Source organism: Gardnerella nova (assembly GCF_049244055.1).
In the GTDB taxonomy this organism is placed as follows: domain Bacteria; phylum Actinomycetota; class Actinomycetes; order Actinomycetales; family Bifidobacteriaceae; genus Bifidobacterium; species Bifidobacterium vaginale_H.
This window is the reverse complement of the sequence record NZ_CP058369.1, coordinates 1,674,242-1,696,340: the sequence shown is the minus strand read 5'-3', so window position 1 is coordinate 1,696,340 and position 22,099 is coordinate 1,674,242. Positions and strand designations below refer to the sequence as shown.

At 46.6% G+C, this 22,099-nt stretch carries 20 protein-coding genes and 4 tRNA genes; 1 reads left to right on the top strand and 23 read right to left on the bottom strand.

Features of this window, described 5'->3' with window-relative positions:
* Positions 1–6: 6 nt before the first annotated feature.
* The 16 genes from rpsS to HXT56_RS06670 form a co-directional block, all read right to left on the bottom strand.
* Positions 7–285 carry a 30S ribosomal protein S19 gene (gene rpsS, locus HXT56_RS06745; protein ID WP_004114357.1) on the bottom strand — a complete coding sequence of 93 codons (279 nt, stop codon included), beginning with the start codon at positions 283–285 and terminating at the stop codon, positions 7–9.
* A gap of 15 nt (positions 286–300) precedes the next feature.
* Positions 301–1,131 (bottom strand): 50S ribosomal protein L2, encoded by an 831-nt coding sequence (rplB, locus tag HXT56_RS06740; RefSeq protein WP_116712248.1) that lies wholly within the window; start codon positions 1,129–1,131, stop codon positions 301–303.
* A gap of 34 nt (positions 1,132–1,165) precedes the next feature.
* Complete coding sequence (gene rplW / locus HXT56_RS06735; RefSeq protein ID WP_004105515.1) at positions 1,166–1,462, bottom strand: 50S ribosomal protein L23; 297 nt, start codon at positions 1,460–1,462, stop codon at positions 1,166–1,168.
* Positions 1,463–1,467: 5 nt separating this feature from the next.
* A complete protein-coding gene (rplD, locus tag HXT56_RS06730; protein WP_250309798.1) occupies positions 1,468–2,133 on the bottom strand; it encodes a 50S ribosomal protein L4 in 666 nt (221 codons plus the stop codon).
* 5 nt (positions 2,134–2,138) lie between these two features.
* Positions 2,139–2,789: a 50S ribosomal protein L3 gene (gene rplC / locus HXT56_RS06725; RefSeq protein WP_116712246.1), complete on the bottom strand. Its 651-nt coding sequence runs from the start codon at positions 2,787–2,789 to the stop codon at positions 2,139–2,141.
* 16 nt (positions 2,790–2,805) lie between these two features.
* The gene (gene rpsJ, locus HXT56_RS06720; protein ID WP_003808013.1) at positions 2,806–3,114 is read right to left on the bottom strand and encodes a 30S ribosomal protein S10; all 309 of its coding nucleotides are present in this window, start codon (positions 3,112–3,114) and stop codon (positions 2,806–2,808) included.
* A gap of 330 nt (positions 3,115–3,444) precedes the next feature.
* A complete protein-coding gene (gene adhE, locus HXT56_RS06715) occupies positions 3,445–6,147 on the bottom strand; it encodes a bifunctional acetaldehyde-CoA/alcohol dehydrogenase (protein WP_421778102.1) in 2,703 nt (900 codons plus the stop codon).
* Between the two features lie 439 nt (positions 6,148–6,586).
* Complete coding sequence (gene rpsI, locus HXT56_RS06710; protein ID WP_116712244.1) at positions 6,587–7,075, bottom strand: 30S ribosomal protein S9; 489 nt, start codon at positions 7,073–7,075, stop codon at positions 6,587–6,589.
* A gap of 18 nt (positions 7,076–7,093) precedes the next feature.
* Positions 7,094–7,543 (bottom strand): 50S ribosomal protein L13, encoded by a 450-nt coding sequence (rplM, locus tag HXT56_RS06705; RefSeq protein ID WP_116712243.1) that lies wholly within the window; start codon positions 7,541–7,543, stop codon positions 7,094–7,096.
* Between the two features lie 304 nt (positions 7,544–7,847).
* Complete coding sequence (malQ, locus tag HXT56_RS06700; RefSeq protein WP_421778101.1) at positions 7,848–10,013, bottom strand: 4-alpha-glucanotransferase; 2,166 nt, start codon at positions 10,011–10,013, stop codon at positions 7,848–7,850.
* A 168-nt stretch (positions 10,014–10,181) separates the two neighbouring features.
* Entirely contained in the window at positions 10,182–10,814 is a 633-nt protein-coding gene (locus tag HXT56_RS06695) for an AbrB family transcriptional regulator (protein WP_421778100.1), read from the bottom strand.
* A 44-nt stretch (positions 10,815–10,858) separates the two neighbouring features.
* Positions 10,859–11,515 carry an IMPACT family protein gene (locus HXT56_RS06690; protein ID WP_421778099.1) on the bottom strand — a complete coding sequence of 219 codons (657 nt, stop codon included), beginning with the start codon at positions 11,513–11,515 and terminating at the stop codon, positions 10,859–10,861.
* 6 nt (positions 11,516–11,521) lie between these two features.
* The gene (locus HXT56_RS06685) at positions 11,522–11,815 is read right to left on the bottom strand and encodes a metal-sensitive transcriptional regulator (RefSeq protein WP_116712240.1); all 294 of its coding nucleotides are present in this window, start codon (positions 11,813–11,815) and stop codon (positions 11,522–11,524) included.
* 202 nt (positions 11,816–12,017) lie between these two features.
* Complete coding sequence (locus HXT56_RS06680; RefSeq protein ID WP_421778098.1) at positions 12,018–14,711, bottom strand: hypothetical protein; 2,694 nt, start codon at positions 14,709–14,711, stop codon at positions 12,018–12,020.
* A gap of 351 nt (positions 14,712–15,062) precedes the next feature.
* A tRNA-Ser gene (locus tag HXT56_RS06675) sits at positions 15,063–15,149 on the bottom strand.
* A gap of 130 nt (positions 15,150–15,279) precedes the next feature.
* On the bottom strand, positions 15,280–16,209 hold the full coding sequence (locus HXT56_RS06670) for an EamA family transporter (RefSeq protein WP_421778097.1): 930 nt from the start codon (positions 16,207–16,209) through the stop codon (positions 15,280–15,282).
* A 101-nt stretch (positions 16,210–16,310) separates the two neighbouring features.
* Here HXT56_RS06670 and dinB point away from each other — a divergent pair, with 101 nt between their 5' ends.
* A complete protein-coding gene (gene dinB / locus HXT56_RS06665) occupies positions 16,311–17,624 on the top strand; it encodes a DNA polymerase IV (protein WP_421778096.1) in 1,314 nt (437 codons plus the stop codon).
* Positions 17,625–17,691: 67 nt separating this feature from the next.
* Here the strand turns inward: dinB and fdxA are convergent, their stop codons facing one another.
* The 7 genes from fdxA to HXT56_RS06630 form a co-directional block, all read right to left on the bottom strand.
* Positions 17,692–18,015, bottom strand: coding sequence for a ferredoxin (gene fdxA, locus HXT56_RS06660; RefSeq protein ID WP_116712237.1), 324 nt, complete (start codon positions 18,013–18,015; stop codon positions 17,692–17,694).
* A gap of 155 nt (positions 18,016–18,170) precedes the next feature.
* Positions 18,171–19,808 (bottom strand): APC family permease, encoded by a 1,638-nt coding sequence (locus HXT56_RS06655; protein WP_421778095.1) that lies wholly within the window; start codon positions 19,806–19,808, stop codon positions 18,171–18,173.
* A 265-nt stretch (positions 19,809–20,073) separates the two neighbouring features.
* Positions 20,074–21,357, bottom strand: coding sequence for an FAD-binding protein (locus HXT56_RS06650; protein WP_421778094.1), 1,284 nt, complete (start codon positions 21,355–21,357; stop codon positions 20,074–20,076).
* A 157-nt stretch (positions 21,358–21,514) separates the two neighbouring features.
* Positions 21,515–21,685 (bottom strand): 50S ribosomal protein L33, encoded by a 171-nt coding sequence (gene rpmG / locus HXT56_RS06645; RefSeq protein WP_116712234.1) that lies wholly within the window; start codon positions 21,683–21,685, stop codon positions 21,515–21,517.
* A 53-nt stretch (positions 21,686–21,738) separates the two neighbouring features.
* Positions 21,739–21,812, bottom strand: a tRNA-Met gene (locus HXT56_RS06640).
* Between the two features lie 4 nt (positions 21,813–21,816).
* Positions 21,817–21,888, bottom strand: a tRNA-Thr gene (locus tag HXT56_RS06635).
* Between the two features lies 1 nt (position 21,889).
* A tRNA-Tyr gene (locus HXT56_RS06630) sits at positions 21,890–21,971 on the bottom strand.
* Positions 21,972–22,099: the final 128 nt, after the last annotated feature.

The window sequence follows — 22,099 nt, the reverse complement described above, 5'->3', positions numbered from 1 at the left end:
TCTCCTTTAGCGGCGTGCCTTTTTGTCGTCCTTCACATGACCCTTGAAGGTCTTGGTCGGGGCGAACTCACCGAGCTTATGACCAACCATGGCTTCGGTAACGAATACCGGCACATGCTTGCGGCCATCATGTACAGCAAAGGTATGTCCAATAAAATCAGGAGTGATCATCGAACGACGCGACCACGTCTTGATGACGTTGTGCGTACCCTTGTCGTTTTGCTCGTCGACTTTCTTCTGCAAGTGGGCGTCGACGAAAGGGCCCTTCTTGATGCTACGAGTCATCTATTCGACACTCCCTTACTTGCGGTTCTTACCATTCGGGCGACGACGAACAATCATCTTGTTCGAAGCCTTCTTTGGACGACGTGTACGAACTTCGCCCTTGCCCCATGGAGAAACTGGCGGCTTGCCACCACGGGTACGACCACCATGTGGATGGTCCACAGGGTTCATGGATTCGCCTCGGGTGATTGGCCTACGACCAAGCCAACGTGCGCGACCTGCCTTACCAAGCTCAATATTGGCATGATCGGAATTGCCAACCTCACCAACTGTAGCGCGGCAACGAGCGTCCACGTTACGAATTTCGCCAGATGGCATACGCAACTGAGCGTAGGCACCATCCTTAGCGACGAGCTGAACGGCAGCACCAGCAGAACGAGCAATCTTTGCGCCACCAAGTGGACGAAGCTCAATTGCGTGAACCACAGTACCGGTTGGGATGTTCTTCAGAGGCAGGTTGTTACCTGGCTTAATATCAGCCTGAGCACCAGTCTCAATAACATCACCCTGGGCAATGCCTTCAGGAGCGATAATGTAACGCTTCTCACCATCTGCATAATGCAGCAGTGCGATGCGAGCGGAACGGTTAGGGTCGTACTCAATATGTGCGACCTTTGCTGGCACGCCATCCTTGTCCCAACGCTTAAAATCGATGAGACGGTACTGACGCTTGTGACCGCCGCCGCGATGGCGAGAAGTCATGCGGCCGTAAGAGTTACGACCACCAGTCTTGCTGAGTTTGCGTACCAATGACTTTTCAGGCGTGGAGCGCGTGATCTCGGCAAAATCCGAAACCGATGCGTTGCGACGGCCTGCAGTCGTCGGCTTATAAACGCGGATAGCCATAATATAGTATTCCTTTACTTTTCTCGGCTAGCCTTCAGTTACCAAAGATGTCAATCGTCTGACCTTCAGCCACGGTGACAATAGCGCGCTTCTGGTTCACACGACGGCCGAAACCGGTGCGAGAGCGCTTCAACTTGCCAGCGCGGTTCAGGGTGTTAACGTTTGTCACCTTGACCTTGAAGATTTCTTCGATAGCCTGCTTGATCTGAACCTTGTTCGCATCTGGAGCCACTACGAAAGTGTACTGGCCACGATCAGAAGCGGCATAGCTCTTTTCAGAAACAACCGGCTTAAGAATTACGTCATGTGCTGGGTTATGGACTGCGACCATTGAAATCAGGCCTCCTTAACGACAGGCTCGGTCTTAGCAGCAACGAAGGCGTCAAAGCCTTCCTTGGAGAAGACGACGTACTGAGCTGTAACAACATCGTAGGTGTTGAGCTGATCAGCGAAGATCACATGCACCGTTGGAATGTTGCGTACAGACATCCACTCATTGATGTTCTCACGAGAGAGCACCACAGTAGTGAACTGGTTCTTGGTCACAGGAGTAAGCGCTGCAACAGCTGCCTTGGTGGATGGAACATCCTTAATACCAAAGTCAACAACAGCGATACGTCCAGCATTTGCACGATCCGAAAGAACGTAACGAAGAGCAGCAGCCTTCATCTTCTTCGGGGTGCGCTGATCGTACTTGCGAGGAACTGGACCGTGAACAACGCCACCATGTACCCACTGTGGAGCACGAATGGAACCCTGGCGAGCACGACCGGTGCCCTTCTGCTTCCATGGCTTCTTACCGCCGCCGGAAACATTAGCACGATTCTTCACAGCATGAGTGCCCTGACGAGCAGCAGCAAGCTGAGCGATGACGACCTGATGAACCAGTGGGCCGTGAGCCAAAATGTCTTCGCTGGAGATGCCGAAAATTTCAGCAGGAGCTTCAACGGTACCGTTGGCATTGCCCTTAGTATCAGTGACGTTCAGAGTTACGTTTGCCATAATTATCAGGCTCCCTTCACTGCCGAACGGACGAGAACGATTGCGCCCTTAGGACCTGGAATAGCGCCCTTAATAGCGAGAATGCCGTTCTCGACATCCGAAGAAACGATGGTGAGGTTGAGCGCGGTGGAAGTCACATGACCCATGCGACCAGCCATACGCTTGCCCTTCAAAATGCGGCTTGGAGTTGCGCAAGCGCCCACAGAACCTGGGCGGCGTTCGTTCTTGTGCGAGCCGTGAGTACGACGATAGGACTTAAAGCCCCAACGCTTAATGGTGCCAGCAAAGCCCTTACCCTTGGTAGTGCCCGTGACATCTACTTCAGAACCCTCAGCGAACAATTCAGCAGTCAATTCCTGACCTGGCTGATACTCTGCTGCGTTCTCCGTGCGCACCTCAGCGAGGTGACGACGAGGAGTAACACCAGCCTTAGCAAAATGACCAGCCAATGGCTTAGTCACCTTGGTAGGATCAATCTGGCCATAACCGAGCTGTACGGCGCAATAGCCGTCAGTTTCTACGGTCTTTACAGCGGTTACAACGTTGGTAGCAACCTCAACCAGAGTTACGGGGACGAACAAGCCGTTTTCATCCCAAACCTGCGACATACCCAGCTTGCGGCCGAGCAAAGCAGTGCGATTCTTATTCTGCGACATTAGATTCTCCCCCTTCCTACAGCTTGATCTCGATGTTTACATCCGCAGGCAGGTCAATGTGCATCAAAGAATCCACAGCCTTTGGCGTTGGATCTACGATGTCAATGAGGCGCTTATGAGTGCGCATCTCGAAATGCTCGCGAGAATCCTTATACTTGTGAGGAGAACGAATAACAACAAACACGTTCTTCTCGGTCGGCAGAGGAACCGGGCCCACTACAGTAGCACCCGCGTTCGTCACCGTCTCGACGATTTTCTTCGCCGATTGGTCGATGACCTCATGGTCATAGGACTTAAGCCTGATGCGGATTTTCTGTCCCGCCATTGCCGTCCGCCCTTTCTAGCGATTCGTTTACTGTTTACCAACCTGAATTCAAGGACACCGGCGAGAATAGACACTTAAGGTCATTCCACATCAGTGCGCAGCATCAAAAATTCTTCCGTTTGAAAAAATTTTCGCTTCCGCGCTCGCTTTTTTTGATTCAATATGCGAGCCTTAAAACAGGCAACTAAGTAATTAAACCATCAACCTTCGATTATTAAAAACCGGGCGTGTCGGTTAAAGTGTCGACTATTAATCGACTATTTTCCAATAAAAAATGGCAGAAACTACAGTTAGTGCAGCTTCTGCCATTATTAACTAAATATGCAAAACTTACTTTGCTTCACGTTCCATACGCAAACGGTGACCTTCTTCTTGAGAAACACCGTAGTATGCAGCGATGGCAATATCCTTCATATCCTCAATCTGTGGAATACGAGGATTTGCAGGAGCGCACTGATCTTCATAAGCGCGCATGCCGATATTGTCAAGTATCGACCAGTAGTACTCTTCATCTACGCCACAAGCCTTAAACGAAGCATCCATTCCGAGCTTTTCGTTTCGATACTCTTCAACAGCGCGCGCAAGATTCTCGACGCCTTCTTCAGGAGTCTTACCTGGATCAACGCCAAGATTCTTAGCAATCTCCTGATACCTTTCAAGCGCAACGTAATGATTATACTTTGGCCAGCTAGTTGGCTCTTGTGGAATCTGACCATTGTAACGAATAACGTAAGGCAACAGAATTGCGTTCGTATGACCGTGTACAACATGGCACAAAGCACCAATAGTATGGGCCATAGCGTGGCACATGCCGAGGAATGCGGAGCCAAAAGCCATACCTGCCATAGTAGCTGCGTTGTGCATTTTTTCTTTCGCTTCAATCTTGCGCTGAGAATCTTCCGAATTTACAGAATCGTTCAGATTTTCCCAAATAAGCTTTGAAGCGTGAAGTGCCATAGCATCCGTGAAATCATTTGCGTAAACAGATACGTAAGCTTCCATAGCGTGCGTTAACGCATCAAAACCAGAGTCGCAAGCCAAACGGCGAGGCTGCGTACGAGCAAGCACAGGATCGACGATTGCAACGGATGGAGTTAAAGCGTAATCCGTAATAGGATACTTGTAACCAGTCTTGTGGTCAGTAATAACGGCGTAAGGCGTAACTTCAGAGCCGGTTCCGGAAGAAGTTGGTATGCAAACGAGCTTAGCTTTGTTTCCAAGAGGCGGAATCTTAAATGCGCGCTTACGAATATCGAAGAACTTTTCGCGCAAATCCGCGAAAGAAATCTCCGGATGCTCATACATAAGCCACATAATCTTCGAAGCGTCCATTGGAGAACCGCCGCCGACAGCAATAATCGTGTCTGGCTGGAATTCGTCACGCATCATTGCAGCACCGCGCTCAACCGTTTCAACGCTTGGCTCAGGCTCAACGTAATCAATAATACGGAAAGTAACGCGATTATCTCGAGCGCGAAGCTGGTCAATAATCTTATCGACTACGCCAAGCTGCTCCATAACCTTATCGCACACAATAACTGCGCGCTCAACACCGTACATATCCTTCAAATAACGAATAGCATTCGGCTCAAAATAAGTTTTAGCCGGAATCTTGAACCATTGCATATTATTATTCCTTCGTGCGATGCGCTTAATATTGAGAAGATTTACAGCCTGTACGTTGCCAGAAACAGAATTTCCGCCATAAGATCCACATCCAAGCGTCAGTGACGGAGCAATCGCATTGTAAATATCACCGACGCCACCAAGAGATCCTGGGGAATTCCAAATAATTCGGCAAGCGTGCATGCGAACACCGTACTCACGAACAAGATCCTGATTATTCGTGTGGATTACCGCAGTATGTCCAGCTCCATGCACGAGCATTTGCTCACACATCTCAAAGCCTTGTTCCTTATTTTCTGCGCGAAGCATGGCATGTACAGGAGCGAGCTTTTCCATAGTAAGCGGCTCCATTTCGCCAACTTCCTTGCACTCAGCAATTAAAATCACAGCGTCTTCTGGAATTTCAAAGCCAGCTTCGTGCGCAATATATTGCGGAGACCTACCAGGAACAACGGAATTCAGCTTCGGAGTTTGCCCAGAATATGACGTGCAGCCAAACATATACTGCTCAAGCTTTGCTTTTTCGTCGGCGTTAACAACGTAAGCCTTACGACGCTTCAATTCCTTAAGCAGCGGATCATACACATCTTTATTCGCAATAATTGCCTGCTCAGTTGCGCAAATCATTCCGTAATCAAAATGCTTTGAAAGAATCAAATCGTTTGCAGCGCGCGAAATATCGACATCGCTGTCGACGTAGGCAGGTGCGTTTCCTGCGCCGACGCCAAGTGCTGGTTTTCCGGAAGAATATGCAGCTTTAACCATGCCAGGTCCGCCGGTTGCAAGAATTGTTGCAATCTTAGGATGCTTCATTAAAGCGCCGGTAGCGGCAATAGAAGGATGCTCAATCCACTGAATACAATCTTTAGGAGCGCCGGCAGCTATAGCTGCATCGCGAACAACTCGAGCGGCTTCAGAAGAACACTTTTGAGCGAAAGGATGGAATCCGAAAATAATTGGGCAGCGAGTTTTCAGTGCAATAAGTGACTTGAAGATTGCGGTTGAAGTTGGGTTCGTAACCGGAGTTACGCCAGCTACGATACCGACAGGCTCAGCAATTTCGTCAATTCCGAGAACGTCATCTTCTCGAATAATTCCAACTGTTTTCTGTCCAGCCAAGTAATGCGTAATATGTTCGCACGCGAAAATGTTTTTAGTTGCTTTATCTTCAACAAGTCCGCGTCTAGTTTCGTCAACTGCCATTTTTGCAAGCACTAAATGCTTATTCAGTGCTGCAACAGACGCTTTAGCAACAATATGATCAATTTGCTGCTGATTAAGCTTTTCAAATTCATCTAAGGCCTTTGACGCTTTTTCAACAAGTTGATCAACCTCTTGCTGCGCTGCCAATTCAACATCGTCAACGGTCTTCGACTCTGTTTCGGCTTTTTTCTGTGCCTCAACCATGAGTGGTCCTCCTTGATCTTCACTAACGGCATTAATAGCGGCATTAATATCAGTACTAATAGCAAATATTTTTTGCCTATTGCTATTCACAGTAATTTTGTGATACAAGTCACAATTTAGCCGATTTGCTGTACTTTTGCATCTTTGCAGCGAGTTGCGCTTTTATGAGCGAGCTTTATGCTATATTGTTCGTTATTTGTGTTTATTTGTAATTATTTATGTGCGATTATCGTGTAAATTTTCTAGAATGTTCGATTCGACAGTAACTTACACACTATTTGTAACATTTACCGTTGTTGCCATTTTATAGTTGTCGCCATTTATAGTTGTCGCCATTTATAGTTGTCGCCATTTGCAATTGGCAGTATTTACGGTTGGTATAAAAAATGGCCCCTGACCAAAGCCAGAAGCCATTTGTAAAATATAAATTCTGCGAAACTTAACGCTTCGAGAACTGAGGTGCACGACGTGCCTTGTGCAAACCTGCCTTCTTGCGTTCCACGACGCGAGCGTCGCGAGTAAGCAAGCCAGCTTTCTTCAAAGCAGCACGGTTTGCATCGTGATCGATAGCATTCAAAGCACGAGCCACGCCCAAACGAATAGCGCCAGCCTGACCGGTGGTACCGCCGCCGTCCACGAGAACGACAACGTCAAACTTGCCTTCAAGCTTGAGCAACACGATTGGAGAATTTACTTCGCGCTGCAATAAGCGGGATGGGAAGTACTCTTCCAAAGTGCGACCATTAATAGTCCACTTGCCAGAGCCTGGAACCAAACGCACGCGAGCCACGGCTTCCTTACGACGACCAGTGCCGTAGCCTGGCTCGATTGCGGAAGTGCCGGTACCAGCACCAGCGTTAGTTTCAGTGGTGTAGCTAGTCAGTTCTTCTTCGTTTTCAAGAACCGCGGAGTTGTTATTTTCTGCCATAATCTATTCTCCTTGATCTCACTTAGCCTGCTGAGAGACCTGAGCGATCTCGAAGACCTGTGGCTTCTGCGAAGTGTGCGGATGCTCAGCGCCAGTGAACACACGAAGGCGATCGAGCTGCACCTTAGCAAGACGATTCTTTGGAAGCATACCCTTGACGGCAGCCATGATGATGTGCTTTGGATTCTTCTCCAAAAGCTCTGCATAGCTGTCACGACGAAGGCCACCTGGACGACCAGAGTGGGAATACAGTTCCTTGCTCAACTTGTTGCCGGTCAAAGCAATCTTTTCTGCGTTAATAATAATAACGTGATTGCCAGAATCAGCGTGAGGAGCAAACGTTGGCTTATTCTTACCACGCAGCAAAATTGCTACCTGAGAGGCCAAACGACCAAGTACCACGTCAGTGGCATCGATGATGTACCAGTCATGAGTTAAATCTGCTGGTTTCGGTGTGAAAGTCTTCACAATCGTACCTTTTCTCTATTGTGTTTCGAGCGTTGCATTTTCTTGGTTTATAGAAAATACGTTACTCATAATCCGTGGGCTCCCTGAAAGTCCTCGATGGCGAGTGGGAAAAGCGCTTTGAAGGACCCCTTAGGGAAACACAACAATCTGCAAGTATATCGCGAAGTTACGACTACTTGCAAGTGTCTATTGTTATATAAGGCTGAGACGACATGCGCGCATATCGCAAAACATTTAATATACGAAACGTAATACCAAATGCAATACGATATGCGCAACAAATCATCGCATACTCGTCATATTGTTAGGCGTTCATAATAGCAGCCAACGATTGCACGCGCGGCAAATCAAACATATTGTCCAAAGATACTGGATTGCCGTCATCGTCAGCTAACGGAATACGCCAATTAGGATATTCGTCATTCGTTCCAGGCTGGTTCTGCGCGCGGCACTCACCAACGGCGTCCACCAAAGAAGCAGCCAACAAACGTGAAGGAGCATCCTTCAAAGCGCGATGCAATGCTTCAACAATCTCCTGAGTATGAGCTTCTTCATCCTCAAGCAACTGCGCATCTAAATACTTGCTCTTAACTAACATACGCAGCATAGCACGATGTTCAGCTTCAGCGCCAGCACGGAATTCTTCCACGGAGCCGGTGAGCAAATGCAAGCGTTCACGAATATTCACATGTTCGTAGCGCAAATAACCTGCAGCAGGAGGCATATCGTGCGTATTTACCGAAGCAAGCGTCATTTCGCGCCATTTATCTGGAGTACGGAACTCACCATCTAGCACTTCAAACCATTCAACAGTGCAGCCAAGCACAGCCTTCTTACGCAACACGTCAATAGCATTTGCTGGAAGCACACCAAGATCTTCACCTACTACAACACCGTGAGCACGAGTGGCCTCAATAGCCAAAATGCCAAGCATAATATCAGCATCGTAGTAAACGTAAGCACCACCGCTCGGAGCCGAACCTTCTGGAATCCACCACAAGCGGAAAAGCCCCAGAATGTGATCAATTCGCACAGCACCAGCAGATGCAAACATGCCATGAACCATATCCCTGTAAGTGCGGAAGCCAGTGCGCTCAAGTTCAAACGGGTGCAGAGGAGGCTGCGACCAATCCTGGCCCTGCTGGTTAAAGTAATCAGGCGGCGCACCAACGGTAGCTCCATTAGCAAAACGCTCCGGATTCCACCAAACTTCAGAGCCTGCTGGATGCACGCCAACAGCCATATCAGACATAATGCCAATTTTCATACCAGCTTCGCGCGCAGCAACCTGAGCATCATGCAACTGAGAGAAAGCAACCCACTCAAGCCAACGATAAAACTCAAGCGTATCCGGGAAACGCTCAGCCAACTCACGCACCTGATCCGAATCCTTAGTAAGTGTACGCTCCCAGCAATTATCGCCCTTTGGAGCACCCCACTTGTCGTAGCACAAGCACCACGTTGCGTACGACTCAAGTCGATCGCCCATTTCCTGCTTGAATAACTCGAACTCCTGAGCACGATCTTGTGACATACCCGCTTTAAAAATCAGCCACAGCGCACGCATTTTAACGCGCCACATGGAATCACGATCAATAATTTGCGCATCGCTATTCAACGGCTCTACTTGACCATGCAAATTATCAATTTCTCCGCGCGTAGCATCGTCCAAAGTCGCGTATTCAGGAATATTTTCTGGATGAATATACGTCATATTCACCATACCGCGCGCAACAGGAAGGTATGGAGAAGGCGTAAGAGGAGCTACCGGCTCGCCAGCGTGCATTGGATTAATAAGAACAAAATCAGCGCCAGTCTTCTGCTTAGCTTCAGTAAGAAGCGTAGCCAAATCGGCAAAATCGCCAACTCCCCACGACTTAGAGGAACGAATGGAGTAAAGCTGAGCCATCCATCCCCAAAGTTGCTCACCATTAGCTTCAAGAGAATTTAATGTACCAATGCTTTCTGGAGCGCTAATAAGAGTTGCTTCTTCAGAACACTCACCAACAGTCACACGCAACGTATGGTAACCCATAGGAACGTCCGCAGGAATCTTTACCAATGAAGTTGCCACAAACTTACCATTCACCGGGTAAGCTACATCGTGTTCATTAGGAACAATAACTAAATCACCGTTATATTTTTCGCCATTTTCCAACGTCAATGTCGCTACTGGATACTCAAGAATACCAGTGTTTACAGTAACTTCGTCACACTGACCTACGGTATGTAAAACGGTTGGCGCAATAATACGACCGTGACGATAAGCCAAAATATCTTGCGTGGACTTTTCTATTGCGTCCTCGCTAGAAGCATCCACACCTAAAGCGCCCAATACGGACACTAAAACATTATCCTGAATTTCGTGTTCTTTATTATCGGAGCCAACATAACGCACGCCAACGCCCATTAATTCTGCTAACCGATGCAGTGGCGACGTCGCCGTTACTTCTTCTGTTGTATTGTTCATATTTTCCATCGTAATCTATTATTAAGTCACACATCGAAGGACTGCGAACTTTCGCATATTATGCGCAAATTCACCATTACTTTCGACATAAGCAATAAGATCAAAGATTCACTTCAAACGTATTGCTGACGATATTTTCATAGCTATCAACAGTTAATATACAGGTAACTATTCACGTGGGCAACGGCTGCGCGCCGCCAAAGCAACATCCTCCGCTTTATCGTTGCATAGAGCTTGCAAAATATTTTGTGGCACTCCAGGATTTAGCGCAACCGCCCTACGCACCATAGTTGCTAATACGATTGGCGCGTTTTCTTCTACACTAACTCCAAGAGATGCAAGATATTTCAAAGTTTCCCCACCTACACCCTCGCATTGAGCGCCTTCCAAACGCATCTTCCACGATGCTTTTGGATTACACAAAGCCGCATCGCGAACTTTAGGGCAAGAATCTTTAGTAAGTCTTCCAACAAGCCAATTTTTAGCATCGTGATTTTCTGCAACAGCTAAACGCACATCGTCGGATGCGTCTTCTGAAAGCTTAACTAATATATTTGGGAATGGCATTGAAGTAGCTAAGTAGATTCGGTCTTCTTCCGGAGTATTCGCATTACCAGCAACAGCTTCAAGAAGAGAAGTTGCTCGAGAAAAAGCGGCTTGATCGGAACGTTCCGGCAAGTTTCTGCGAGCAAATTCGTGAAGTTCTGCGGAATCCTGACTATGACGCAAATGCTCATAAACAGCAGTTAGCGGCTCATAATCCGTATCCTGATTGCAATCAGCATGGTTAGTATCACACATGGAATCACCTTGATATTTTTTCACCACGCGTTTACTACGCGCCATCAAGCACGGATTTTGTTCACCTTTCCGTCTTCTCGAGGCACAATGCTGCCAGAAAAAGAATTTTGCACCATCCGCAGAAATTCTTCAGATTGCAGCACAGGCACAGCAATAGTAAGACAAATATCCGCACCGTACGTTTCAGAATCAACAACGCCTTCTATTGTAGACACAATATGCTGCAACATGCGCAACTGCTGGTATTTAAGCGTACAGACAAAGCGAATACAAGGAATAATATCAACAATATCTGCAGCCGAAACAGCCATACTCGCAGCTCTAGCATACGCTCGCGTTAAGCCACCAGAACCTAATAATATTCCACCGAAGTAACGCGTCACCGTCACCACGCAATCGGTTAACTCTGCAGCACGAAGCACATCAAGTATCGGCTTACCGGCTGTACCAGAAGGTTCCCCGTCATCACTCATGCGCTCGCACAACTGAGCCCCTGTTGAACCGCATATTGCAGCGTAAGCAACATGCCGAGCTTTTGGATGCACATCCCTTATAGACTGCGTGAATTTAATAGCATCATCAAGCGTTTCAATATGGCAAATATTGCCAATGAATTCCGACTTTTTCTCAATAAAAGAATCACAAGCCGACGCCGCAGCAAGTTGACGGACTGTATGCAGTAGATTGCAAGAATCAGGCACTAGCGCTTAAGCCTTTTCGTAGCGCAACAAACGATCGACGATATTGTCAATATCTTCTACCGTTTCTTTTGTGCACTCTTCGTTACCAACTTTTGCAGCATGATGTACTTGACGGCTAATATGTTCACGAGCGGTGACAACTGCCAACGAGTGGAGAGCGGCAGTCGCTGCGGAAAGCTGCATAAGCACGTCTTGACAAGATGCATCGTTTTGAATCATGGTATTGATTGCAGTAAGCTGCCCTTGTACTCGATGCAAGCGAACTAGCAGCTTGTTCTTGTCAATATCATATTCGTCCATCGTATACTCCATATCTAAACTTTACTCTGCAAACGTCAGACATCATCACCCAAACTCTTGTATATATGCTAACGCTGCATGTCAATATTATGCACCAATATACAGCATTTTACAAAAAATTTGACGCGAAACTGTATTTTTCCCTGCAAAAATACTATAAGTTAACGCGTCAAATTCTTTTATTCAGCAATTATGCAATTTTTTATACATGCCTGCGACGCATTGCCGGGAGGCTGTTATTGCCTTCAAACGAGCGCTGGCGACCATGACGAGGAGTACCAGAAGTGCAGCGACCTAAAGTTATACCACCTGCGAGAGTAAGCAAAATCAGTGCGCACGCCATTACTAACGTTGTGGTAGTACCGGTATCTGCAAGTGAAGCCGAAGTTGTGTTAGTTCTCTCGTAACCATTCCCTTCATCATCACTTTCATCACCGTCATAGCCTTCAGAGTAATTGCCATTAGCGTTGCTACCGGCGCTATTGTGATTGCTACGTTGGTCTTTACGATTTGCACCAGCATAAGCACCCTTGTAGTCACCTGCGTAACTACCCTTGGAAGCACCCTTGTAAGCATTGTTGCCACTGGTTTTAGCTCCAGGATACGTTTCCTTGTGCTGTAATTCATGCTGATTATTCGCAGTTTGCTGAATATTCTTGTCAGCAGAGGAATGTGCTTCAATTGCGTGCATACCGGAAGTTGCATTAGCGCCAGCAGTTGCGGAAGATATAGCGTCACTATTGATTGCCGCATGCGGATTGCTGCCATCTGTAGAAACACCACGAGCAGCAGTTGCTATACGGGTATTGCGGGAACCAGTAGCACTTGCTTTACCAGCATTATCAACGCCAACTGCAGCCTCACCAGCATTACCAGCATTGCCATGAGAAGCGTTGTTCACACCCGAAGTTGAATCAGCTTTTGTTGCAGACGCGCTACTTGCTGCAGCCGGGCTAATATTAGACGCAGCAGCACTACCGTTGCTTGCACCAACAGCACCCGCTACAGGAGAAGGATTAACTCCCCCACCAGACGTGGTATTATGCTGCTTCACCGGTTGTGACGTATTAGAGTAAGCAGAAGATACGGCGGAATACAGTTTTATCTGTTCTCCCAAAGCATGCAACGCATCCAATACTTCTTTTACGGTAGAGGCAACATGATTATTCACACTCACCAAATCTTGATTACTCGTGTTTACTACTCCCATTACGGATGGGTCATCATGTGTTGACGTATCACCAGAGTGAAGAGCAATTTTTTTACCGGAACCAGACGTACCTGCAGAACTAGACGCACCACTATTTTGCTGATTGTTTACTACAGTATTGCCGTCGGCAGTAGTTTCGACAGACGGCATGGCACTGGTACCCCCAGGATTATGCTCACCATGAGTGGTGGTAGTAGTAGTACCGTTCGTTGCAGTATTACCTGTATTACCCGTATTCGTTGTTCCGCTTGCTGTGTTCGAGTTACCGCCAGCCTGAGAAGCGCCACCAGTTTGAGAAGCACCGCCAGCCTGAGTAGAACCACCAGCCTGAGAAGCGCCACCAGCCTGAGTAGTACCGCCAGATTGAGTAGTACCACCAGTTGCAGTGCCAGTATGCGTATCAACCGAAGTACCTCCACCGGCACCAGTATTCGGCGTTGTACCACCGTGAGTTGTTCCAGACGCAGGAGTTACCACAGTAGGATTATGAGGATCACTTGTGGAATTACCAGCCGTACCATTGAATACGCCACCAGCAGCGCCACCAGTTACACCACCAGTTACGCCACCAGCCGCTCCTGCAACATTCCCATTAGTTGTACCACCATTTGCAGCTCCATGGTTATTATTATTTTCACCTTGCGTTGTATTACCAGAATTACTGTTACCAGAATTGCCGTTATTACCAGAGCCATTTGTCTGTTCCACTTTTGGTGGATTAGTCTTCGGCTGTTCATGAGCAGGAGGATCAGTCTTAGGAACATCTGTCTTAGGCGGATTACCCTGAGGTACATCTACCTTAGGAGGATCAGCCTTCGGCACATCTACTGATACATTCACTTCACCAGTACTTCTGTACCACGTCTTCTTTGTTGAACGCACCAAATCCTTACCGCTAGACGAGTAGAATCTTTCAGCTTGAGGAGCTTCAAAAGAAACCCGTATACGCGCATTGCCATTCCCCGTGGCAGTCCACGGTATATCTACTGGAGCCTCCGTTGATTTTTCTACGTAAAAATCTCCATTATCAAATTTCATAAAATCGCTTGAAGAACTTACACGCATAGGGAAGCCTTCTATTGGCGATCCGTCATCGCTAAGCAGTTTGACATGAAGCACGCCAGCACGCTTAGCATCAGTATATTCATTGGTGATTTTTGCTTTCATTGGCGTTTTTCTTTTGGCGTCTTTCCACAATACATCAGCAGTCTTATACAGCTGCCCAATAGTGCCTACATTGACATTAAAACCATTTTCCAGATCTTTATACCATTTTGACCTTTCTACATCAATATTTTGATGAATATCGAAAGCAATAGCTGCTTGTACTATATCTGCAAAATCGTCTGAAAATCTTTGAATAAGCGTTGCAGCAAAACGATATTCTTTGTCATCAACGCTTCTCCAGTCACCTTTACCATCCCAGGCAACACCGGATTCAATGCAATATGTTACGTTTCCAGGTTCCCACGTATACGGTCCAAGATGAGTAGAACCGGTATGTGGACTGCTATAGTTGAATCCTGGCGTTGTATCACCTATTGCCATTTGCGCACAACACAACGCAGGAACGACAACAAGCGAAGCCAATAATGCAGTAATAGTTTTGGCACTTTTTCGCTTTAAGACACTGAACTTCTCATAAACGAAATGCCCGTTATTATGTTTCCCCCAAGGTTTTTTCATAATAATCTCCTTAACCCAACCCTTCATATAATCTCGCAGATTCGTAAGCAACTTTGTAACTATCGAACAGATCCTTCTCAACTGCTACTTCTTGCAAAAATTTGCTTAATCTGTCATAAGCGTTCTTTTATAAACGCTTATATCATCACTATCGTCGCTAATAAATCAAACGTAAATATTTTTTTGACAATGTGGTTAAAAGGTAATAGTTGTGCACAAATCCACAAGTTTTCGTACGTAACTTGACACAAATGGAAGATCGGGTTATTTGGATTATTCCCCGGGTTATTCCCCAAAATCAGACAACAAAAAAAGCTCCGAACCATTGAAACAACAGCTCGGAGCAGAACGCGGAGTCAGAGAGATTCGAACTCTCGAGCCGCTTACGCGACTAACACCTTAGCAGGGTGCCCCTATCGGCCACTCAGGCATGACTCCAATTAATCACTGTATATAACAGCAACAGATTGACACTATAGCACCTCTTGAGGACTGTAAACAAGCCCAACGACACACTTACCTTACAAAATACAAAAAGCAACCACCGCACATTGTTTATAGTGCACACCTACACAGGATTATGATCACCCGAAAATGTAACAACCACAGCACACATAACAAGTACTATTCCAACAATATCCGTCCACGTAGGAATCTCACCAAACCCCATGCCAATAACAACCGCAATCGCAGGATACAGAGCCTGCATAACCGAATATTTTGCGGAGCTAACGCGCTTAAGTAAAACTTGGTCCAGCAAAGCCGGGAAGAATGAAGCGCATACTGCAATCACAAGCATCAATGCAAGCAAAGCAAAGGATCCGCCCGGGCGAGCAGCCCATGTAGCTTCCGGTTTAGGCGAAATAACGTGCTGCACTGCAGGAACAGCAAGGACAGTAGATTGCAAAAGCCAACCGATAAGCGCTGCAATGCTTACACGATCGATAGCATGCGAACTTTTTGCAATCATGCGTCCGGAAACAATATACACTCCCCACATTGAACCGCCAACAAGAATAGCGCATAAACCAATGAGAAAATGCGGGCTTACAGCACTGTGCATAGAAGTACTAGCCAACACAATAATGCCGCAAACCGCAATCAACATACCAACTCGCTCACGCCACTCATGCCCTGTAATAACCGCCACAAGCAAAGGGCCAATAAATTCTATAGTTACAGCCACACCCACCGGCATGCAGCTGATTGCCACATAAAACATGGTATTCATAGCAACTAAAGAAATTCCAACCGCAACAACAGCCCATTCGCGCAAAGTTTTCGGCAAAAAGCTACGTTTCGTATGCGAAAACGGCCTGCGCCAAGCCAATAACAGCAGCGTCATAAAACCAACGCGATACCACACTGCATACAGTGGATCAAGCTGGCTAAACGCCACTTTAGCCACAGATGTAGCCGTGTACACCATCGCAGCTTCAATAACAATGATCAGCAGCACAGGCATACGGTGTAAAAGATTGACAACGAATTGCTTCATAGCAACAACCCTACATTACAATAGCGTCGAAAATACGCTTTTTCGCAAAAACTTTAATCTTTTTTCTTTATAAAATCGAACGTTTGTTCTATTATAAATTTATGAGCACAGCACCACGAGTACAAGCAGCAAAACGTGATTGGGGGCACGACACCTCTGGTTGCACCATGCTGCACGTTGATATGGATGCGTTTTATGCTTCTTTAGAAGTTGCCAGACACCCAGAGCTTAAAGGCAAACCGATTATTATTGGCACCGGTAATCGTGCTGTCGTTTCCGCAGCAAGCTACGAAGCGCGCACATACGGAGTCAATTCTGCTATGCCCATTGTTAAAGCGCGAAGTCTTTGTCCACAAGGAATTTTCTTACCAGTTGACATGCGTTACTATTTAAGCGTTTCTCACAGTATTTTTGAAGAAATTTTTTTGCGTATTACTGACCAAGTAGAAAAAGTTTCCGTTGACGAGTGCTATATAGATGCGCAATCGGCTTTATTACAATGGAAATCACCCGTAAATATTGGAGCTTGGATACGAAAAGAAGTATTTGAAAAATATCATATTACGTGCTCGGTTGGCATTGCCAGCAATAAGCTTATTGCAAAAATGGCTTCAACAAACGCAAAACCTAATGGCATGCTTCTTATTCCGCGAGAATGTAACGAAAATTTTGTATCAATAATGCCTTTGCGCGCAATACCAGGAATTGGTCCGTCCTTAATTCACAAGTTTGACACTTGGGGATTGTCTACAATTACATCACTTAAAAATGTTGACGAAACCACACTTATTCGCATAACAGGCTCTAAATCTTGCGCGCGCATGGTATATCAATCCATCAGAGGCATAGATGAACGCATTGTAATTTCGCACGCTCCGGAAAAATCTATTGGCACTGAACAAACCCTCGATACTGACACAACAGATGAACACATTGTGCAACAATTACTGCAACAATGCTGCAGAGAAGTAACTCAACAATTGCGAAAACGTAAGCTTATGGCACGTACGATAACACTAAAGTTGCGTTTTAGCGATCTTCATTACGTTACTAAATCTTCCACCTTGCGAAACGCAACTGATTCAACGCATGAGTTTTACCAGCATGCTGTTACTTTGCTTACTAAAGCTAATCCAACAGTGCACAATTACGCACTTGGCGGAAAAGGTACGAGATTGCTTAGCCCAGTACGTTTAGCCGGCATTACAGCGAATAATCTCGTTTCTGCAGACCAGGCTTCGCTGCAACCTTCGCTCAACGATATTCTGGAGGAAAATACGCGCGAATCTGCAAATCCTACGCTTAAAAATAACACCGCAACTATGAATAAAAATACTAGATTACGTCACGCTGAGCACGCTTTGGACGCTGTTCGCAAAAAATACGGCAACGACGCTGCTCACCTTGGGGTATAGCAATTCTAGTTGCACGAATATTAGTGTGGTGAGATTTGAGATTTTTCTCACTGAGTGAGGACACCGCTCAGGCAGGTTGTTGCGGAGGCAACGCTGCAACGCGAGCCTCATCCCATCCGGAAGCTCCGGCATCTGTAGCTCCACCTAAATCGCCAAGCTTATCGAAATAATCAACCGCAGCGTCACGATACCATTCCCAACCTTCTGGCAAGTCATCCTCGTAAAAAATGGCTTCAACCGGGCACGCTGGTTCACAAGCTCCACAATCCACGCATTCGTTCGGATTGATATAAAGCGTTCGATCGCCTTCATAAATGCAGTCCACAGGGCATTCATCAACACACGCTTTATCTTTCACATCGACGCACGGCTCTGCTATTACGTATGGCACAATGCCCTCCTTTCTGCTTTTACGTAACTTTTCTATTATAGAACATTTTTAGAAAGTCCATAACAAAAGAAGTCGGCACGCGATTACTCCCGTATGCCGACTTCTTGATTACTTAAATTATTATTAATTTTGATTATTGATTTTGTTTGCTAATTTTATTTAGCTTGCGTAGGTGTAGCAACAGCTGCAGCCGCTACTTCAGCTTCAGCTTCTGCACGAGCCTGTTCTTCAGTTTCACCCTCTGCAACCTTTTCAGCTGCAGCAGCATCTTGAGCAAACAAAGTTTCAACCGGAACACCCAGCTTCTTGGCTTTACGCAACTGCCTTCCAAGCAGAGAGTTGCGGTAAGAGTAACCGAAGTACACCGCAAAACCGATTGCCAGCCACACTGCAAAACGAATCCACGTCAAGACAGACAAGTTAAGCATGAGCCAGAATGTGGAAAGTGCTGCGAACAACGGAAGCCACGGATTACCCGGGACGCTGAACGAACGGTGCAAATCAGGCCTACGCATACGCATAATCGGAACGCCTGCAGAAACAAGCAGGAATGCAGAAAGCGTACCAATGTTAACCATGTCGGAAAGAATACCGATATCGAGAGTGGAAGCAACAACTGCCACAACAATACCGGAAACAATCTGAAGCCTTGCAGGAATACCACGCTTGCTCACCTTGGAGAAGCTACGAGGAAGCAAACCATCGCGGCTAACAGCGAAGATAATTCGCGTAAGACCGAGCAAAAGCACCATCACAACGGTTGTTAAACCAATAACAATGCCGAGAGAAATAATCTTTGCAGCCCAAGTTGCACCCACGAGTTCGAAGCTTGTGGAAAGCGAAGGAGCTGACTGCTTAGCCAAATCCTTGTAAGAAACCATACCGGTGGTCACAACTGCAACGAGGATGTAAAGAATAGTCACAATCAACAGACCAAGGCCGATACCGCGCGGAATGTTCTTATGAGGATCCTTAGTTTCCTCGGCGGTAGTAGCAACCACGTCGAAGCCAATGAATGCGAAGAACACCAAAGCGGCACCGGAAAGAATACCGGTTACGCCGTAAACCGCAGGCTGCATACCGGTCATCCACTGCCACAGAGGCTGGCTCATAACGCCAGAAACTTCCATTCCTTTTACGCTAGCAACATCAGTTGCAGGTGGCACGAATGGCGTAAAGTTGGAAGCCTTGATATAGAAGAAGCCCACAACTACCACAAACAAAACAATACCAATCTTCAAGATTGTTAAAGCACCGTCGAAACGTGCAGAAAGCTTGGTTCCAATTACCAACATCGTAGTGAAGAATGCAACGATTACAATTGGTGCCACATCAATAGGGAAACCGGCGACCGTAAATGTTGTGGTCATATTTAGACCAAACAAGTGCATTAAGTCGTTCAAATAAACGCCCCAATACTTTGCGATAACCGATCCAGCCATCAGCATTTCCAGAATCATATCCCAACCGATAATCCAAGCGATAAGCTCTCCAACGGTGGTGTATGTGAATGTATAAGCAGATCCGGCAACTGGAATCATTGAAGCAAATTCTGCATAGCACATTGCAGCAGAACCACACACAATTCCAGCAATAATAAAGCTAATAATTACAGCAGGTCCGGCATGGAATGCTGCAGCCTGAGCGCCAACCGAGAAAATACCAGCGCCAACAGCAACGGCAACACCCATAACTGCCAAATCCCAAGAATTTAATGTACGTTTAAGATGGCGATCACCATCCATCGTCTCTGCAATAGTCTGTTCAACAGACTTTTTTCTCCATATTTCCATAAGAAACGCACTTTCGTTGAGGTACAGATATAAAGGTATTAGACGCAATGAAAACGCATCAGCAGCTTCTGCGAAACAGTGCGACAATATCCATGTAAAATTTTTTGTTTATTGCCATAAACAAAGTGTTTTATACAGATAATTACGTAAATATTACACAAAACCATGAGAAAGCGGTAACTTACAGTGTGTTCCTATAACTTTTACGAAAATTTAGCAAATGCACTCTCATCTTTCAGTATAAATTACACTATTTCCGTAAATTTTAAGCCACAGAAAGTCCTATAAGCACAGGTTCCGGCACCAAACGCACTCCAAAACGCGAATATACACCGTCAATAATTGTCTTCGCCAAATTAAGAATATCGTCAGCAGAAGCATGATTACGATTCGTAAGAGCTAACGTATGCAAAGAAGAAAGCCCAGCAGCAGATGCAACACCCTGCTGAACAATCCTAAATCCTTTATGAAAACCAGCGTGATCAATCAACCATGCAGCAGAAGTCTTCACACCTTGCGAACCGTCCGGAAGTAACGCCTCAAAACGTGGGGCATCCTCAGGCAACAACGCCGCTTTACCAGGCTCCATAATTGGATTCATAAAGAAACTTCCACAACTGTGGCGGTCACTATACATATCGTCACCATCATGCCAAGCACCTGCAACGTAATCCTCCTGCTGCAACCGCAATGCATACGCAACGCCCTCAGCACTTTTCGCACTCCGCATCCAGTCAGAGTCATAACGAGAGGCATCCTCAAGCATGCCCTTAGACGCACGCACACGCAACACTTCACGACGAATTGCAACGGTTTCCATACGCTCACCAAGCGCCACATGCAACGCTTTTGCCAACTGTGCATGGGATACAACGCCGGTTCGATGGTGGCGTAAGCAGAAATTAACAGAAAGCACCACATAACGCGGGGTAGGAAAATACGAACTTGAAGGAACCCCTACAGCAGTGTACATGCTTTGTTTTAGCAAAGAAGTACGGTAGCCAAAGTGCAACTGATCTTTTTGTAATTCAAGCGTTACCTTATTTTCGCGATCCCATACTTCTACCGACGTAACGCTTTGAGATACTTCCTGGCCGTAAGCTCCAATATTCTGCACTACAGAAGCGCCAACCGTGCCAGGTATGCCAGAAAGTCCTTCCACCCCTTCAAGACCAAGTTCAATAACGTGAGCTACAAAATCATCCCAGTTGCAACCGGCTTCAGCATTCACATGCACCACATGCGCTCCCGTTTGCTCATCTACACCATCTTCTGCAGGACTTGCTTCGTCGAGCACGCTAATAGTGCGTCGAGCGTCACGCACTACTACCCCATGGAAAGGAGCGTCGCTTACCAGCATATTGGAGCCGCCGCCAATAACACATAACGGAAGATGAGCTTCGTCTGCATCTTCTACCGCTTCAATAACAGCGACGCGACTTGTTGGTTCCACAAAGCGGTCAATAACACCACCCACGCCAACAGTGGTGAGAGCAGCAAAAGTTGGGTTTTTAGTAGCATTTTTAGTAGCAAATACTTCCGTAGTCATGCCCCTAATAGTAACAGTACGAAATAACATACGAAGCAAGACAAAGTTCTGCGCGCAATAACAAAAAACCCCGCAAAAAGCGGGGTAATAAGTATTAAAACTGCGCAACTATCGCGAGCCTTTTATAAAGCTCCAGCTCAGCGCAGTAGGCTGAAATTCAGCGAGTCTCGCGGTGGAGTGTATGCTTACCGCAGCGAGAGCAGAACTTATTCAGCTCAAGACGATCCGGCGTATTACGACGATTCTTCGTCGTAATGTAATTACGCTCCTTGCACTCAGTGCATGCCAGCGTAATGCCTGGACGGATGTCGGCGCTTTTGCTTGCCATTTCGTTCACCTCTACAATTCGTTATTGGCCAGCCAGTCTCCTACTGGCCGTTGTAGCGAGGAAGAGACTCGAACTCTTGACCTTACGATTATGAGTCGTACGCTCTAGCCAGCTGAGCTACCCCGCCAGAGAGCCTCGAGTGAGAATCGGACTCACGACCTCTTCCTTACCAAGGAAGTGCTCTACCACTGAGCTATCGAGGCGTGGCGGGTAGTGGATTCGAACCACTGAAGCACGAAGCGGCTGATTTACAGTCAGCTCCCTTTGACCACTTGGGAAACCCGCCAGCAGTCTCCGTGAGAAGTAAACTTCAAACGGCAACTTTGTTATTCTGCCACGAAAGCGAGACGAATGCAAGTCTTAGACACGCCGATAGCAGAAATTTATGAGATATTTTACGAAAAAACATCCGCA